At 70.7% G+C, this 15,213-nt stretch carries 18 protein-coding genes; 7 read left to right on the forward strand and 11 right to left on the reverse strand.

The window, feature by feature from the left end:
- Window positions 1-42 precede the first annotated feature (42 nt).
- A complete protein-coding gene (locus VFZ09_RS42115; RefSeq protein WP_329733454.1) occupies window positions 43-387 on the reverse strand; it encodes an Rpn family recombination-promoting nuclease/putative transposase in 345 nt (114 codons plus the stop codon).
- A gap of 192 nt (window positions 388-579) precedes the next feature.
- Between VFZ09_RS42115 and VFZ09_RS42120 the strand changes: the two genes are divergently transcribed.
- Window positions 580-1,308 carry a hypothetical protein gene (locus VFZ09_RS42120; RefSeq protein WP_329733455.1) on the forward strand — a complete coding sequence of 243 codons (729 nt, stop codon included), beginning with the start codon at window positions 580-582 and terminating at the stop codon, window positions 1,306-1,308.
- Window positions 1,309-1,470: 162 nt separating this feature from the next.
- Complete coding sequence (locus tag VFZ09_RS51815) at window positions 1,471-3,177, forward strand: LysM peptidoglycan-binding domain-containing protein (protein ID WP_414640798.1); 1,707 nt, start codon at window positions 1,471-1,473, stop codon at window positions 3,175-3,177.
- Between the two features lie 106 nt (window positions 3,178-3,283).
- On the opposite strand, the gene VFZ09_RS42135 is transcribed toward VFZ09_RS51815, so the two are convergent.
- Window positions 3,284-3,511 (reverse strand): hypothetical protein, encoded by a 228-nt coding sequence (locus VFZ09_RS42135; protein WP_329733456.1) that lies wholly within the window; start codon window positions 3,509-3,511, stop codon window positions 3,284-3,286.
- Window positions 3,512-3,666: 155 nt separating this feature from the next.
- Here VFZ09_RS42135 and VFZ09_RS42140 point away from each other — a divergent pair, with 155 nt between their 5' ends.
- The 4 genes from VFZ09_RS42140 (at window position 3,667) to VFZ09_RS42155 (ending at window position 6,406) form a co-directional block, all read left to right on the forward strand.
- Complete coding sequence (locus VFZ09_RS42140) at window positions 3,667-4,092, forward strand: nuclear transport factor 2 family protein (RefSeq protein WP_329733457.1); 426 nt, start codon at window positions 3,667-3,669, stop codon at window positions 4,090-4,092.
- Window positions 4,093-4,239: 147 nt separating this feature from the next.
- Entirely contained in the window at window positions 4,240-4,971 is a 732-nt protein-coding gene (locus VFZ09_RS42145) for a hypothetical protein (protein ID WP_329733458.1), read from the forward strand.
- A 47-nt stretch (window positions 4,972-5,018) separates the two neighbouring features.
- Window positions 5,019-5,609 carry a YceI family protein gene (locus VFZ09_RS42150; protein ID WP_329733459.1) on the forward strand — a complete coding sequence of 197 codons (591 nt, stop codon included), beginning with the start codon at window positions 5,019-5,021 and terminating at the stop codon, window positions 5,607-5,609.
- The gene (locus VFZ09_RS42155) at window positions 5,606-6,406 is read left to right on the forward strand and encodes a Rieske (2Fe-2S) protein (RefSeq protein WP_329733460.1); all 801 of its coding nucleotides are present in this window, start codon (window positions 5,606-5,608) and stop codon (window positions 6,404-6,406) included. Before VFZ09_RS42150 ends, VFZ09_RS42155 begins: the two co-directional genes overlap by 4 nt.
- A 147-nt stretch (window positions 6,407-6,553) precedes the next feature.
- Here the strand turns inward: VFZ09_RS42155 and VFZ09_RS42160 are convergent, their stop codons facing one another.
- From VFZ09_RS42160 to VFZ09_RS42175, 4 genes are all read right to left on the reverse strand, one after another.
- On the reverse strand, window positions 6,554-7,750 hold the full coding sequence (locus VFZ09_RS42160) for a CBS domain-containing protein (RefSeq protein WP_329733461.1): 1,197 nt from the start codon (window positions 7,748-7,750) through the stop codon (window positions 6,554-6,556).
- Window positions 7,751-7,919: 169 nt separating this feature from the next.
- Entirely contained in the window at window positions 7,920-9,035 is a 1,116-nt protein-coding gene (locus tag VFZ09_RS42165) for an ArsA family ATPase (RefSeq protein WP_329733462.1), read from the reverse strand.
- Window positions 9,032-10,006, reverse strand: coding sequence for an ArsA-related P-loop ATPase (locus tag VFZ09_RS42170; protein ID WP_329733463.1), 975 nt, complete (start codon window positions 10,004-10,006; stop codon window positions 9,032-9,034). The genes VFZ09_RS42165 and VFZ09_RS42170 overlap by 4 nt, the downstream gene beginning before the upstream one ends.
- Window positions 10,007-10,151: 145 nt before the next feature.
- Window positions 10,152-10,835 carry a hypothetical protein gene (locus tag VFZ09_RS42175; protein WP_329733464.1) on the reverse strand — a complete coding sequence of 228 codons (684 nt, stop codon included), beginning with the start codon at window positions 10,833-10,835 and terminating at the stop codon, window positions 10,152-10,154.
- Between the two features lie 398 nt (window positions 10,836-11,233).
- Between VFZ09_RS42175 and VFZ09_RS42180 the strand changes: the two genes are divergently transcribed.
- On the forward strand, window positions 11,234-11,401 hold the full coding sequence (locus tag VFZ09_RS42180) for a VOC family protein (protein WP_329733465.1): 168 nt from the start codon (window positions 11,234-11,236) through the stop codon (window positions 11,399-11,401).
- A gap of 6 nt (window positions 11,402-11,407) precedes the next feature.
- On the opposite strand, the gene VFZ09_RS42185 is transcribed toward VFZ09_RS42180, so the two are convergent.
- From VFZ09_RS42185 to VFZ09_RS42205, 5 genes are all read right to left on the reverse strand, one after another.
- On the reverse strand, window positions 11,408-11,617 hold the full coding sequence (locus VFZ09_RS42185; RefSeq protein WP_329733466.1) for a hypothetical protein: 210 nt from the start codon (window positions 11,615-11,617) through the stop codon (window positions 11,408-11,410).
- Window positions 11,618-11,679: 62 nt separating this feature from the next.
- On the reverse strand, window positions 11,680-12,303 hold the full coding sequence (locus tag VFZ09_RS42190; protein ID WP_329733545.1) for a class II aldolase/adducin family protein: 624 nt from the start codon (window positions 12,301-12,303) through the stop codon (window positions 11,680-11,682).
- Window positions 12,304-12,335: 32 nt separating this feature from the next.
- Window positions 12,336-13,451 (reverse strand): S-methyl-5-thioribose-1-phosphate isomerase, encoded by a 1,116-nt coding sequence (gene mtnA / locus VFZ09_RS42195; protein WP_329733467.1) that lies wholly within the window; start codon window positions 13,449-13,451, stop codon window positions 12,336-12,338.
- Window positions 13,452-13,601: 150 nt separating this feature from the next.
- A complete protein-coding gene (locus tag VFZ09_RS42200) occupies window positions 13,602-14,486 on the reverse strand; it encodes an S-methyl-5'-thioadenosine phosphorylase (protein WP_329733468.1) in 885 nt (294 codons plus the stop codon).
- Window positions 14,487-14,601: 115 nt separating this feature from the next.
- A complete protein-coding gene (locus VFZ09_RS42205; RefSeq protein WP_329733469.1) occupies window positions 14,602-15,087 on the reverse strand; it encodes a hypothetical protein in 486 nt (161 codons plus the stop codon).
- Between the last annotated feature and the right edge of the window lie 126 nt (window positions 15,088-15,213).

The following is a 15,213-nucleotide window of genomic DNA, read 5'->3' on the forward strand; positions in this document are numbered from 1 at the left end:
GGGACCCCTGTCGCTGAGAGCAGAGGCTGCCTGGCCGATTGGCTACGCACGAAGAAGATGGGCGCCTGGCGCGCTTGAAGACCCGGCGGTGGAGCGAGAAGCGGATGAGGTTTTTCTGGTTTGCGTCTTCGCGACGTCCACCGAGGACTGGTGTTCGAGCAGGACGTAGAGCAGCAGGGGTTGTCCCGAGCGCAGGCGCGCCGAGAAGAGCAGGTCGCTCTCGGTCTGGCGCAGCTCCGGGTCCACCACGCTGACGGGCTCCCGCCGCAGGGATGACCAGTCCACTTCGGAGACGACGTGTGCGGGCAAGACGGCGCGCAGTTCAGCGGCGGCCCGCTCGGGATGGCCGAAGGTGTAGCGGGCGAAGAGGTCGTGCGGTCCAGACATACCAGCCGCGCTGAAGCATTCGGCGGGCCAAGGGCAGTGGCATCCCTCTCGTGTCCCAGTCGAGGTGTCAGACACCTCTCAGGAGACACTGCATGACGTGAGAAGTGACCCATGCCCATCTGACTTGCTATATAGGTACTCCTAGCCAGCACGGCTTGTTCACATGCGTCCGGCAGGGGAGGTTCGATTGGAATGGTGAAGTGGCGGGCCATGGCCGCGCTCCTGGGGGTCCTGCTGCTGCCAGTGCCGCTCGTGGCCGTCGTCACCAGCCACTGGCGCGTGTCACGGCCCCAGCCCGTCCCCCAACTGGCGAAGGCCGTGGTGCCCATGCTCTCCTGGGAGCAGCGCCGCGAGCGTCCCACCTGGAGCAAGCCCTGCAATCGAAGCACCGACTGTGACCCACCCCTCGCCTGCCTCTTCGACACGAACCGCGTGAGCCTCTACTGCACGGACAGCGAGTGCACGACGGACTCCCAATGCCGGGAGGGTTTCGTCTGCCGGACCCTGGAGACCTGGGGCGGAGAGCTGCTGAAGCAGTGCGCGCTGGAGGGAAACAGGCGCGAGGGAGAGGGCTGTGCGCCGCAGTCGAAGCGTTACGCGAGCGCCTGCGCTCCAGGCCTGCTCTGCAACGAGTGGTGTGGCCGCTCCTGCCGGCCGGACGATCCGGAGAGTTGCCCCGAGGGGTTCTTCTGCCCGTCCGTGGGCGGACCCGAAGGCCCCTCCTGTCTTCCGACCTGTGAGGCGCGGGGCTGCCCTCCCGGTCAGGCGTGCATCCGCTTCGACCAGGGCGTCTCGGTCTGCGCCGTGGTCCATGGGGTGAACTGCCAGCAGTCGCCCTGCCCCGAGCCCCAGGTCTGCGATCTGCGCACCCGCCCGGCGAAACCCGGCTCGGTCCGGATGCGGTGCGTGACGCGCCCGTAGCCCGTCAACTCGCTCCCCCCGTGCGTTTCCGCCCCTGTTTCCCGGGCCCTTGCGCACTCCGGGTATGGGTTCACCGCTTTTTTCCGACCCCCCAGCAACCTTTTTTCGCTTCGCGCGAGAATAGGTCATCGCTGTCCTTCTTCCCCTCTTCCGGAGTCCCCCGTGTCCGTCCACACCGTTCGCCGCGGCGACACCCTGTCGGCCCTCGCCAAGCAGTACAACACCACCGTCGACAAGCTGGCCAAGGCCAACAACATCAAGGACGTGAACACCATCTCGGTGGGCCAGAAGCTCAAGCTCCCCGACAGCTTCGAGCGGCCCTCCACCAGCCGCCCCTCCCAGGGGGGTGGTGACACCTTCAACCAGGCTCCCGCCGCCTCCTCCAGCGGCCGCGCCGGTCCCGCTCGCGATGACGACGGCCGTCAGTTCCCCACCTCGGCCGATGGCACCCCCATCTTCAAGCAGGGCGATGCCCAGTGGGGCGGCCGCTCCCTCGGCACCGGCTCCTCCATCTCCGCCGCCGGCTGCGCCATGACCTCCACCGCCATGGCCATGAGCAAGATCACCGGCAAGGTCATCAACCCCGGCGAGCTCGACGCGTACCTCGACAAGAACGGCGGCTACGCCGGCAACGGCCTCATCTGGGGCCAGGCCGCCAAGATGGGCGGCCTGGGCGCCAGCAAGCCCGGCTGGAGCATGGACACCATCAACAAGCAGATCGACGCGGGCCGCCCCGTCGTCATCGGCGTGGACTACAAGGCCGGCTCCAACGGCGGCTCCAACGGCACCGACCACTGGGTCGCCGTCACCCGCCGCGAGGGCAACACCTACTTCGCCAACGACCCCGCCACCGGCAAGGAGATCTCCCTCAAGCTCCAGGGCGGCAAGCTCGTCGGCGGCCCCAGCAACTACAAGAGCACCGGTGAGCTGGTGACCTTCTCGGGCGGCAACCCCCGTCCGGGCACCGCTCCGGCCGGCGGTGGCAGCGCCCCCGCGGCGCCCACCAAGCCCTCGGGCGGCAACGCCTCCATCAAGGGCCTGGACCTGCCCGGCGGTGACCTCGAGAAGGGCGCCAAGGGCGAGGCCGTGAAGCAGCTCCAGACGGCGCTGGTGAAGCTCGGCCACATGACCCAGGCCGAGATGAACACCGGCCCGGGCATCTTCGGCCCGAAAACCGAGGCGGCCCTCAAGGAGTTCCAGGCCGCCCACGGCGTGCCCAACACCGGCTACTACGGCCCCAAGACGCGCGCCGCCTTCGACAAGCTCGGCGCCGACGTGGGGGGCACCGGCGGCTCCTCCGGCCCCGGCCCCGTCACCGGCCCGGGCAACGAGCCCGGCGCCAAGGGCGGCGTGAGCCTCGCGCAGCTGCGGAAGATCATGCCCAACCTGTCGCAGGCCAAGGCCGAGCAGTACCTGCCCCACCTCAACAAGGCCATGGCCGAGGCCGGCATCAACACCCCCAAGCGTCAGGCCGCCTTCCTCGCGCAGCTCGCCCACGAGAGCGGTGAGTTCCGCTACATGGAGGAGATCGCCTCCGGCGCCGCCTACGAGGGCCGCAAGGACCTGGGCAACACGCAGCCCGGCGACGGCGTGCGCTTCAAGGGCCGGGGCCCCATCCAGATCACCGGCCGCGCCAACTACCGCGCCGCGGGCAAGGCCCTGGGCATCGACCTGGAGAACAACCCCAAGCGCGCCTCCGACCCGGATGTGGGCTTCCGCACCGCCGCCTGGTACTGGAACAGCCGCAACCTGAACAAGTACGCGGACTCGGGCGACTTCAAGGAGCTCACCCGCCGCATCAACGGCGGCTACAACGGGCTCGCCGATCGCCAGAAGTACTACCAGCGCGCGCTCGACGTGCTCACCTGATGGACTGATTCCAGAATTCGGCACGGCTCCCCTTCCCCCGAAGGGGGCCCGATGACCGCGGCCAACCCCCCTCGGCCGCGGTCATTGTCTTTTCAGGGGTGCTGCTTCAGGCCTCCGGTGGTTCCTCGCGCGGATGCAGGCAGAAGGCGGTGACCCACGCCAGCACGCCCGAGAGCGCCAGCAGCAAGCGCTCCACCTCGCCGGCCGGCACGCCGGACAGGCGCAGCAACTCCAGCCGCTCGCGCACCGGCACCGGCTCGAGCGCGGGCGGGGACGCGAGGGGCTCGGCTTCCCGCTCGGAGGCGGCGGGTGGGGCTTCCCGGAGGCGTTGCATGGACACCGCCGAGCCTGATGCGAACCCGGGCCGGGAGGCACGCCGCCGATGCCCGGTTCCTCCGGACGCAGGCCGGGCGGGCAACCGGTGGGGAAGGCACCGCCGGGCACCCATGCGCACCGTGCGAGGCATCAGGACCCTTCGTGAGGACCCCCATGGCGATGGAGCGAGCGCAGCGTTTCGTGGATGCACTGGCGAAGCTGGAGGAGAACGGAGACGTGGAGCCCCTGCTGGAGCTCTTCAGTGACGACGCGCAGGTGAGCAACGTGGCCTCGCGGCGCACCTTCCATGGCCGGGATGGCGCTCGCGACTTCTGGCGCGAGTACAAGGGCATGCTGCGCCAGGTGAAGTCCACCTTCCGCAACATGATCGAAGCCGGGGACCGCGTGGCGCTCGAGTGGGAGTCCAGCGGCACCGCGCACAACGGGGCGGCGGTGGACTACGAGGGCGTCTCCATCATCGAGTGGGATGGCGAGCGCATCTCGCGTTTCTACGCCTACTTCGATCCGCGCGTGCTGGGGCAGGAGCTGTCGCAGGGGACCGCGGAGCGCTCGGAGGTGCCGGCCACCGCTCCGGCCTGAGCCGGGCCCGGGTGAGACGGAGTCCCACGCTCTTTTTTCACGGCGGTGGAAGCGCGGGGCGTGGGCCCGTCGGGAAATATCTCGTCATGTAACGCGGCGCGGCCTGGCGCATACTGGGACTGTTGCTTTCCTGACCAAGGGGAAGAGATGTCCCGCACCGCCGTCGCCTTGTTGGTCCTGCTCGTCGCCGCCCCTCCCTCGAGTGCCTTCGCCGCTGGGAAGAAGAAGGCCGCGCCGACGCAGACGTCCCGGAAGTCCACCGAGTCCAAGCCCGCGGAGCAGCAGCCCGCCGCGCCCGCGCCCACCGAGACGAAGCCCGCCGAGACGCGGCCGGCCGATGCTCCGGTGCAGCAGAGCGAGGAGCCGGACATGGACTTCGATCTGCTCGAGCCCTCGCCGGCCGCCGAGTCGCCGCGCCTGGTGGACCCCGCGCTGGAGAAGGCCATCGCCACGCGCCGCACCATGCTGACGGTCCACCAGGGGTTGGGGCTCGCCACGCTGACGACGCTGGCGGCCACCATCGTGGTGGGGCAGCTGCACTTCAATGATCGCTACCGTGGCGGCGGCGACACGGGCCGCTTCGACGCCTGGCACACGGGCCTGGTGATCGGCAGCAGCAGCCTGTTTGCCGGCACGGGCCTGCTCGGCCTGTTCGCGCCCACGCCCTTCAAGAAGGAGCTGCGCCTGGACACCATCACCCTGCACAAGGTCTTCGTGTCGCTGGCCACCGCCGGCATGCTCACGCAGGTGGTGCTCGGCCTGGTGACGGGGAGCCAGGAAGGGAAGCTGTCCCAGGTGGACCTGGCCACGGCGCACCAGGTGGTGGGGTATGCGACGCTGGGTGCCGTTGGCGCGGGCGCCCTGATGATCGTCTTCTGAATACACAAACAGGCGTACGCGTCGAGACTCCCGGAGGCTCTCTCATCATGAAACGCTCGTCCCTGGCCGTGCTGGCCACGCTGTTCCTGTCCACGTCCGCGCTCGCGCAGGAGGCGGCTCCCGCCGCGGCGCCGCGCATGTACTCGGTGAAGTCCGCGGACAGCTCGCTGACGTACCGTCTCAAGCACAAGCTGCACGTGGTGGAGGGCACGGCGCGCCCCACCGAGGGCAAGGCGCGGTTGATGCCGGACGGCACCCTGCAGGTGGCCGTGCGCGCCAACGTGGCCGACTTCGACTCGGGCAACTCCAACCGGGATGCCCACATGAAGGAGGCCACCGAGGAGCCCAAGTTCCCCACCATCGAGTTCAAGGGCACGGCCAGTGGCGTGAAGGTGCCCACCACGTTCCCCGCGGAGCAGACGGTGGCGCTCAAGGGCCAGCTCACCTTCCACGGCGTGAAGCAGCCCGTGGAGGTTCCGCTCAAGGTGGTGTTCACCTCGGCCAAGGACGTGACGGCCACGGGCAACTTCCAGATCAGCCTGGAGGACTTCAAGGTGGAGCGCCCCTCGCTGCTGATGGTGAAGGTGGACGATGCGCTCGACCTGGAGACGAAGTTCCAGCTTCAGGAGGGGAAGTGAGCACCGATCGCCGGGGATTCCTGAAGGGACTGGTGGGCGCGGGCGCGGGCGCGGCGGCCACGGGGCTGGCCGGGTGCGCGCCGGATATCGATCCCGCGCCCTTGGTGAACGCGGAGAAGGACGCGAACAGGCGCGTGGTGTTGACCGTGAGCCGCTACCCGGACCTGTCGCGTCCGGGCGGCGCCATCACGCTGCGCGTGAACGGTGAGCCGCAGGTGCTCGTCACGCACCCGCAGGGCACCCAGTACGTGGTGCTCTCCAGCCTCTGCACGCACTCGGGGTGCCCGCTGGGCTTCGAGAAGAACGAGGCCATCTGCCCGTGCCACCTGTCGCGCTTCGCGCTGGACGGCACGGTGACGCATCCGCCCGCCCGCTCGCCGCTGAGGCAGTTCTCCTCGAGCTACGACTCGGACACGGACGAGCTGACCATCGACTTCGCGGCCGGCGAGGAGGGCTTCCCCTCCGTGGTGGATGGGAAGATCTTCTTCCCCTTCGCGCAGTTCCCCCAGCTCCAGACGGCGGGAGGCCGGGTGCAGGGCACGCCGGGCGGCTACGGCACGCTCATCTTCGTCTTCGCGCTCGCGGGTGGGACGTACGCGGCGGTGGACTCCATCTGCACCCACCGGCAGTGCCCCGTGGAGTTCCGGGAGGCGGAAGACGATCTCTTCTGCGATTGCCACCAGTCGCGCTTCACCAAGACGGGCGAGGTGACGGCGGGTCCCGCGCTCGCGACGGGCAATCTCAAGAAGTTCACCGTGACGAGCGACTCCACGGGCGTCACCGTGGCCATCGTGTAGCCACTTTCCCCTCTCCCTTCGGGAGAGGGACGGGGTGAGGGTATCTGGAACAACCAGGTTGCCCCTCGCCCCGGCCCACCGTGGGGAACACGGGGACGGACACCCTCACCCTTTCCCTCTCCCGGGGGGAGAGGGGAGGATCCAACCCTAGTAGAGCCGGCTCCAGAACGAGCGCCGCGCCGAGATGTGGTCCAGCGCGTCCTGCAGCTCCTGGTCGTAGTCGGCCCGCGTGGCGATGTCCGCCATCGAGATGATCCCCACCAGCCGATCGTCCCGCTCCACCACCGGCACGCGCCGCACCTGCCGCCGCCCCATCAACGCGATGATGCCGTGGATGTCCTCGTCCGGCGTCACCACCTCCACGTCATCCGTCATGATGTCCCGGGCGTGCATGTTGTCCGGCGGCCGTCCCTCGGCCAGCGTGCGGATGACCAGGTCCCGGTCCGTGATGAGTCCTCGCAGCCGGCCCTGCCCATCCACCACCGGCACCACCCCGCAGTCCTCGTCCTTCATGATGCGCGCCACCTCGCGCAGGCTGCTGTCCAGCTGCGCGCTCTTCACGGTGCGCGTCATGATCTCCCGCGCGTTCAACGGCTCGCGCTTCCACCGGCCCCGGCGCTGCGGCTCGGTGCGCGGCACCCCCGTCTGGCTCATGCCCATCAGGTCCGAGTACACCTCACCCGTGCCCGCGCGCTGCTCCGCGCCCGGCCGGTCCTCGCGCACGCGCTCCGCGTGCCACCGCGACTCCGGGCCGCGCAGCTCGCGAGGCACGTGCTGCGCCCCCGTCCGCATCATGCGCTCGTCCCGCTCCTCGTACGGGGCCCGCTCGCTCCGCTCGTAGCCGGTGCCCGAGCGGTCCCACGGCCGGTACTCGCGCGGCGGATGCTCGTCGTCCAGCGAGTGGAAGCGCTCCTGCTCGCCCAGCAGCGGCCCCGAGCCCATGCCCACGGCGTCCTCCGCGTTGCGATCATCCCGGCCGTAGGGGCCGTGGGGGACGCTGGCGGTGAAGCCCGCGGGACGCTCGGCGGGACGGCCCCGGCCCCGGTGGAAGAGGCCGCGGCGCTGGGGAGGCCGCTCGAAGCGCGTGTCGTCCTCGGGCGGTGGAGCGCCCTGCTCGGTGCGCGGCTGGGCCATGCGCAGCTGGGCGGCGCGGTGGAAGCGGCCTTCCCTCACCTCGGGGGGCTCGTCCCGCTCGGTGCTCCAGCCGGTGACATCGGACTCGGAGCGCTCGCGCGAGCCCGGCGGAGCCTCCGCGGCGCGGCGCTCGCGCTCGGCGTGTGTACCGTTGGGCGGCGTGCTGCGGACCGGGGTGTCCCGGCCATCATCGGTGTGCCTCTGGGCCATGGGGCTGCGACCTCCTGGATGTGTGTGCCGCCGGAGGCTCGGCACGCACCCGGCTTCCTCCAAGGGGCCCGGGGGGCACGGCGCGCCCGGCTGTCGGCCCCCGGGCATGCGCGCCCCCACCGAGTGCCCGGCTCCGGACACCCGCGCTGTCCCCGGGGACGGGCTTGCCTCAGGGGGTGGCGAGCGCCTCGCCCAGGCGCACCAGGCCGCCGAAGTCCTCCAGCTCGCCCCCGGCCTCGGGAGCGGCCACCGCCACGGCGCCCGCGGGCAGCTTCTCCGCGAGCCGCGCGAGCACGCCCCGGTGGGCCTCGGCACGCGCCCGCTCCAGGTCCGCCAGGCGGATGAGCGCCTCCACCCCGTCTCGCGCCGCGCCCGCGTCCTCCACGTGCCGCAGCAGCTCCTCGGGGGACGTCAGCCCGTCCTCGCGTGCCCAGCTCCGGTTGAGCACGAAGCCCGCGAAGGGCAGCCCCTTCTCCTTCAGCATGTCCCGGAAGAAGGCCGCCTCCTGCAGCGAGGCCCCCTCCGGTGACGTCACCAGCAGGAAGGCCGCGTCCGGCGACGCCAGCCGCGAGCGCAGCCGGTCCGCCCTCAGCCGGATGCCCGCGAACAGCCCGCTGAAGGCCCCCATGAAGTTCTTCATCTCCTGCGTGAAGCTCTCGCCGAAGATGCTCCCCAGCACGTTGCCCACCAGCTGCGACGTCTTGCGCCACAGCCTCCCGCCCCGTCCCTTCTCCTCCGGCAGGAAGAGGGAGACGATTCTGTCATCCAGGAAGCGCGCCAGCCGGCCCGGGGCCTCCAGGAAGTCCAGGGCGTGGCGGCTCGGCGGCGTGTCCAGGACGATGAGCTCGTAGTGGCCCTCGTCCAGGAAATGGTCCAGCGCCTCGGCCGCCGCGTACTCCTGCATGCCCGCCACCAGGTCCGACAGGAAGCGGTAGAGGCGGTTCTCCAAAATGGTGCGCGCCGCCTCGGGCGAGGGCGACAGCCGCCGCACGAAGCGCTCGAAGACGACGCGCGGGTCCAACATCCACACGTCCAGCCGGCCCGGGCCGGGCGTCTGGCCCGCGAAGAGACGCTCGGGGGCAATGGGGGTGGGCTCCGCGCCGCCCTCGGCCAGGCCCATGGCCTCGGCGAGCCGCCGCGCCGGGTCGATGGTCAGCACCAGCACCTTGCGGCCCGCGCGCGCCGCCGCCACGCCGAGCGCCGCCGCCGTCGTCGTCTTCCCCACGCCGCCCGCGCCACACAGCACGACGACACGCTTCTCCCGCAGCAGGGACTGGAGGCTCATGAGGGGGCTCCGGCGCGCTCGCTCCGGGGCGCGGACGCGGGGTGGACGGTGGGACGGGCCAGGTGCGTGGCGAGCCGCTGCACCAGCTCCGGGCCGGTGCCGGGCAGCTCGGGCACGGTGAGCAGGGGCGCCGGGAGGTTGCCGGCCAGCCGGGCCTGGGCCTCGCGGGCCCGATCCAACCGCCCCAGCGCGCGCTGTCCCAGGTGGGGCCCGTGCTCGCCCAGCAGCCGCTCCACCGCGGCGCGCCCGTCCGGCGAGAAGGGGTTGTCCGGCATGCGGTTGAGCACGCCCGCGGCGATGGGAATGCGGTGGCGCTGGATGGCGGTGGCCAATTCCAGCGTCTCACTGACGGGCAGGGGCTCGGGCAGGGTGACGAGCAGGGCCCCGGTGAGCTGGGGGTCCCTCAGCAGGTTGAGCCCCTCGCGCACCGAGCGGCCGATGGGCCCGCCGGGAATGAGGGACAGCAGCGTGTCCGGCAGCGCGGCGATGGCCAGCGCATGGCCGGTGGCCGGCAGGTCCAGGAGGCACAGCGGGTGCTGGGGGCCGCCATCCGGGCGCATGCGGCGGATGAGGTGGAGCATCTGGAAGAGGACGCCCATCTCCCGGAGCGCGGGGGCGGCCTCGAGGAAGCGGCGCAGGGCGCGGGTGCGCATGGCGGCCTCGGCCATGACACGCAGCGGCAAGACGTCCTGCAGGAAGAGGCGCTGGCCCTCCACGGCGGACAGGCGGACGAAGGACAGGCCCGGAGACACCTCGTGCACCTGGGGGCCGGAGACGCGGGGCGCCCCGACGAGGGCACCCAGGGCCGAGGGGCTGTCCTGCTCGTCGGCGCCCACCTCCACCTCGGCGAGCAGCACACGGCGGCCCGCGGCCACCGCCGCGCGCGCCAGGGCCGCCGTGAGTGTCGTCTTGCCCACTCCCCCCTTGCCCGAGACGAGCAGCGCCCTCCGTTCCCACAGTGCGTCGAGCAAGGCCGTCGCCCCTCCCCGGGTGGCTGCCAGGATGGCTTCCACGGTGTCGTGCAGGAAGCCAGTCATAACGACCGTTTCCCGCGACGACAAGGGAAGCCGCCGGGGGGAAGTTGCCCGGCGGGCAGGCTCGAGCGTCCGCTGCCCGTCACTGCATGGGCCAGCGGGCGGCGATCTCCTCGCACGCGCGCTGCACGTCGCACAGCCGGCGCACCCGCGCCCTGGGCGGCAGGTATTCCTTGCCGGCGAACACGTCCACCACGCGCACCAGCCTCGGCTCGATGGGGCCCAGCGGCCCGAGGTGCTGCTCGGCGAAGGCCTGCAGCAGCGTGGCGATGTACTGCCCGGAGCGCTCGTCCAGCGGGTGGTGCTTGGAGAAATACAGCTTCATCACCCCCACCTTGCTGTGGCCATTGCGGTCCAACGTCTGCAGCACCACCTGGGGCCCGACGCGGATGGTGACGCCGGCCATCTGCAGCGCGGGCGGCTCCTCGCCCACCTCGGTGGCCACCACGCCCTGAAGGCCCAGCCGCGGGTGCAGCCGGCGGTAGTGCTCGAGCGCCTCGATGCACAGGCGGGCGCGCTGCGTGTCGAAGTCATCCGCGTAGACGCTGGTGGCCAGCCGGTGCTGGTGCTGACGGAGGATGGCCTCGTCCTGGCCGCGGCACAGGAAGTCGGTGATGGCGTACGCGGCCTCGGGGTAACGCAGGTACTGCGGATCCGGCGGGTGCTTCTGGGACTCGATGAGCCGCTTGCGGAGCGCGGGCGTCGCCGTGAGGTAGCGGCCCAGCTTGTTCACCGAGACGTGAGGTGACTCCGGAAGTCCGTTCATGAAGTGCCTCCCTGAGAAGTCGAGATGTGAAGACATTAACGGATGGGTCTGACATGTCCGGGGAGCGGGAGTGCGAGGGAGGAAGGGCGTCTCTTGCCCTCGGGGAGGCGCGTGGACATGGGTTGGGTGAGGGTGCCCGTCACCCGGGTTGGCACCGTGAGGCACGGCGCACGAATTGGGCGGCACGGCGCGGCTCTGCTACGACCGGGCGCCCATGCGAGTCAAAAGAATCGTGGCCAACGTGGTGACCCCGAAACCGGCTGAAGCCGCGCGCTTCTCCAAGGACATCCTCGGGCTCGACATCCTGATGGACATGGGATGGATCGCGACCTACGGCTCCGAGGAGGAGATGCAGGTACAAATCAGCTTCATGTCGGAAGGGGGGCTCGGGAACTCCGGTGCCGGACCTGTCGATCGAGGTGGACGACCTGGACGCGGTGCTGCGCCGGGTGAAGAAGGCGAAAGTCCCCGTGGAGTATGGCCCGTGCGACGAGCCCTGGGGCGTGCGCCGGTTCTTCGTGCGAGATCCATTCGGGAAGTTGGTGAACATCCTCGTTCACGACTGAGGTCGCTCAAGGGTCTGCTGCATCGTCGTCGGCTTCCTTGGGACGCAGGGCCTCGTACAGCTCGGTCATGCGCTGCAGTTGCTCCAGCCGCTCGGTGGGAGTGAGGCGGAGATTCTCCTCGAGCAGGGACACGTCCACTCCTGCGTCAATGGCCGCATCCCAGTCCGGCCCGTAGCTCGGGAAGGCCTTCCGGAGGAGTTCGCGCGGGTCATCCATGCCAGAAGTCCAAGCCGGATTGAGCGCCGCCGCGGTTTCGTCGAACCGCGGCCGTCCGCTCGTCAGCCCTTGAGGGCCGGTTGTTGCCCGTACGTCTTGAACTTCTCCTGCACCCGCGCCATCTCCTCCGCGTCGAGCAGCACGGGCTCGCCCACCTGCAGGGCTCGCCAGTACATGGCCGCCAGCGTCTCCACCTCCACCGCCAGCTTGAACGCTCCCGCCAGGTCCTTCCCCAGCGCCAGCATCCCGTGGTTCGCCAGCAGGCATGCCTTGCGCCCCTCCAGTGCCTCCACCGCGTGGTGTGACAGTTCCTCCGTGCCGAACGTGGCGTACGGCGCGCACCGGATGTCCGCGCCTCCCGCCGCCGTCACCATGTAGTGGAAGGACGGTATCCCCCGCCTCAGGCACGCCAGCGTCGTGCAGAACATCGAGTGCGCGTGCAGCACCGCCCCGACCTCGGGCCGCTTCGCCAGGATGTCCCGGTGGAAGCGCCACTCGGATGACGGCGCGCGCCGCCCCTCGTGGCTCCCGTCGAAGCGCATCAGCACGAGCTCTTCCGGCACCAGCGCGTCGTAGTCCATCCCCGTGGGCGTCAGCAGGAAGCCGTCCTCCACCCGCTGGCTCAGGTTGCCGCTCGTCCCCTGGTTCAGCCCCGACGTGTTCATCCGCCGCGCCGTGGCGATCATCTGCTCGCGCAGCGCCAGGTGTCCCACCGTGCTCACGTTCCCGTCTCCTTCACCGTCCGGCGCTCGGGGAAGAGCGACAGCAGGCCCTCGGTGCTGGCCGCGCACACGCCCCGCTCCGTCACCAGTGCCGTCACCAGCCGCGCCGGCGTCACGTCGAAGCCGTAGTTGGCCACCGGGCTCCCCTCTGGCGTCACCCGCACCGTCACCACCTCGCCCGAGGGCAGCCGCCCGCTCACGTCCGTCACCTCGCGCCCATCCCGCTGCTCGATGGGGATGTCCCTCACCCCGTCCTCCAGCGTCCAGTCGATGGTCGGCGAGGGCAGCGCCACGTAGAACGGCACCCCGTTGTCCTTCGCCGCCAGCGCCTTCAGGTACGTGCCAATCTTGTTCGCCACGTCGCCCCGCGCCGTCGTGCGGTCCGTGCCCACGATGCACAGGTCCACCTGCCCGTGCTGCATCAGGTGTCCGCCCATGTTGTCCACGATGACGGTGTGCGGAACGCCGTGCTGCCCCAGCTCCCACGCCGTCAGGCTCGCGCCCTGGTTGCGCGGCCGCGTCTCGTCCACCCAGACGTGCACCGGAATGCCTTTGTCGTACGCCTGGTAGATGGGTGAGAGCGCCGTGCCCCAGTCCACCGTCGCCAGCCAGCCCGCGTTGCAGTGCGTCAGCACGTTCACCCGTCCCCGCCGGCCCTTGCGCTCCCACGCCGATTCGATGAGCCCCAGCCCGTGCTCGCCGATGGCCCGGTTGATGGCCACGTCCTCGTCCGCGATGGCCGCCGCTCGCCGGTACGCCACCGCCACCCGCTGTCCCGGAGGCACCGGCCGCAGCGTCCGGCGCATCTCGTCCAGCGCCCAGCGCAGGTTCACCGCCGTGGGCCGCGTCTCCCGCAGCAGCGCGCACGTCCGCTCGAGCGCCTCGTCCGAGGCGTCCCCGCGCAGTCCCAGGCACACCCCGTACGCCGCCACCGCGCCGATCAGCGGCGCCCCTCGCACCTGCATGGAGCGGATGGCGTGCGCCGTCTCGTCGAGCGTCGTGAGCCGCAGCGTCACCAGGGCGTGCGGCAGGTGCGTCTGATCGATGATTCCCACCGACCAGCCGTCGGCCTCGACCCAGACGGTACGCATCGGCTTTCCGTGGACCTTCATGCGGCGGTGTCTCCTCGCGAGGGGATGCCCAGGGGGGGGCAATACAGTAGATCCTATACCCTCACCCCGACCCTCTCCCGGGGGGAGAGGGAGGAGGGGCACGGGCCCTGTTCCAGTTGGCGGGGGAGGAGGGACTCGGGCGACGGGCCCCTAGCGCTTCAGCACCCGGCCGGCCACGGCGTCGAGCCGCTGGAGCACCGCGGGGTCCATGGCCTCGGGCGCGGTGATGAGGGCGTTCTCCAGCGCCGTCTGGCACCCATGGCGGCACGGGCCCGCGTGCGGGGCGAGCCTCGGCACCACGTCCTTCACCAGCGCGCGCGCCTTGCCCGCGTTGGCCACCAGCACCTGGACGACCTGCTCCACCGTGACGGCCTCGTGGCCCGGGTGCCAGCAGTCGAAGTCCGTCACCATGGCCACCGTCGCGTAGCAGAGCTCCGCCTCCCGGGCGAGCTTGGCCTCGGGCATGTTCGTCATGCCAATCACGCTGCAGCCCCAGCTCCGGTACAGCTCGCTCTCGGCGAGCGTGGAGAACTGCGGCCCCTCCATGGCCAGGTACGTGCCGCCGCGCCTGGCCGGAATCCCGAGCCCCTGCAGCGCCCCCATCACCGCGTCCCCCAGCCGCGTGCACACCGGCTTCGCCATGGACACGTGCGCCACGCACCCCGTGCCGAAGAAGCTCTTCGTCCGCGCGAAGGTCCGGTCGATGAACTGGTCCACCACCACGAAGGTGCCGGGGGGCAGGTCCTCGCGCAGGCTGCCCACCGCCGACACCGACAGCACGTCCGTCACCCCCGCCCGCTTGAGCGCGTCGAGGTTGGCGCGGAAGTTGATGTCCGAGGGCGCCAGCCGGTGCCCCCGTCCATGCCGCGGCAGGAACACCACCTGCGTGCCCTCGAGCCTGCCGAAGCACAGCTCGTCCGAGGGCTCTCCGAAGGGCGAGGCCACCTTGCGCCAGGTGACGTCCTGGAGACCATCGATTTGATAGAGGCCGCTGCCTCCGATGATGCCGATGACGGGAGGGGACGGGTGCGCCATGGGGGGCTCCGGGGGACGGCAGGGACAGGCCCCCACTCTTCCCGCCGCCGTCCGTGGAGGCAACAGCGAAGAGCGGCCGCGCGCCCGCTCACCCGGTGAGGAGCGGGCGAGCGGATCAGCTCGCGGGGACGGCGTACTGCGCGCGGATGCGCGTGGCGGCCTGCGCGAGGCCCACTTCCTGGAAGCGCTCGGCGGCCCAGGCGGCCGCGGGCGGCATCGTCCCGGTGACGACGAAAGGCATGGTCATCCGCGCCACGTGCCGCATGACACTCACCATCATCTGCACCGCGGGCGTCTGGCAGATGTACGCCGTGCCCAGCGTCCAGCGGCGCAGCTCCGCCTCGTGCTCGCGCAACCACTCCGAGTAGCGCTGACGCAGGCACGCCGCCGGCATGTGCACCTCGCGCGCATCCACGATGCACACGTGCGGCTCGCACCGCGCCAGGTACGCCGTCCGCTCGGCCAGGTACGCCTCCAGGTCCCTCATCGTTGCGCTCGGTCCCAGCTTCACCACCAATAGCGGCCACAGCCGCCCATCCACCGTGATGGGTGACACCACATCACCGGGGAGCGCGAAGGAGACTGGGAAGGACAGAGCCATTCCGTCCTGACGGGTGTTGGAGTGAAATCGGAGCAAGGGTGGGCGGATGTACCGCAATTCGGGAGGAAAGTTGAGTGGAATGCGATGGTAATGGAGGCTCGTGGATACCGCGCGCGCACGCGGAGA

This window comes from Archangium sp., assembly GCF_036277355.1.
Classification (GTDB): Bacteria; Myxococcota; Myxococcia; order Myxococcales; family Myxococcaceae; genus Archangium.

Coding starts and splice junctions, on each gene's coding strand:
- VFZ09_RS42115 (WP_329733454.1), bottom strand. CDS start 387: ATGTCTGGACCGCACGACCTCTTCGCCCGCTACACCTTCGGCCATCCC.
- VFZ09_RS42120 (WP_329733455.1), top strand. CDS start 580: ATGGTGAAGTGGCGGGCCATGGCCGCGCTCCTGGGGGTCCTGCTGCTG.
- VFZ09_RS42135 (WP_329733456.1), bottom strand. CDS start 3,511: ATGCAACGCCTCCGGGAAGCCCCACCCGCCGCCTCCGAGCGGGAAGCC.
- VFZ09_RS42140 (WP_329733457.1), top strand. CDS start 3,667: ATGGCGATGGAGCGAGCGCAGCGTTTCGTGGATGCACTGGCGAAGCTG.
- VFZ09_RS42145 (WP_329733458.1), top strand. CDS start 4,240: ATGTCCCGCACCGCCGTCGCCTTGTTGGTCCTGCTCGTCGCCGCCCCT.
- VFZ09_RS42150 (WP_329733459.1), top strand. CDS start 5,019: ATGAAACGCTCGTCCCTGGCCGTGCTGGCCACGCTGTTCCTGTCCACG.
- VFZ09_RS42160 (WP_329733461.1), bottom strand. CDS start 7,750: ATGGCCCAGAGGCACACCGATGATGGCCGGGACACCCCGGTCCGCAGC.
- VFZ09_RS42165 (WP_329733462.1), bottom strand. CDS start 9,035: ATGAGCCTCCAGTCCCTGCTGCGGGAGAAGCGTGTCGTCGTGCTGTGT.
- VFZ09_RS42175 (WP_329733464.1), bottom strand. CDS start 10,835: ATGAACGGACTTCCGGAGTCACCTCACGTCTCGGTGAACAAGCTGGGC.
- VFZ09_RS42185 (WP_329733466.1), bottom strand. CDS start 11,617: ATGGATGACCCGCGCGAACTCCTCCGGAAGGCCTTCCCGAGCTACGGG.
- VFZ09_RS42190 (WP_329733545.1), bottom strand. CDS start 12,303: ATGATCGCCACGGCGCGGCGGATGAACACGTCGGGGCTGAACCAGGGG.
- mtnA (WP_329733467.1), bottom strand. CDS start 13,451: ATGAAGGTCCACGGAAAGCCGATGCGTACCGTCTGGGTCGAGGCCGAC.
- VFZ09_RS42200 (WP_329733468.1), bottom strand. CDS start 14,486: ATGGCGCACCCGTCCCCTCCCGTCATCGGCATCATCGGAGGCAGCGGC.
- VFZ09_RS42205 (WP_329733469.1), bottom strand. CDS start 15,087: ATGGCTCTGTCCTTCCCAGTCTCCTTCGCGCTCCCCGGTGATGTGGTG.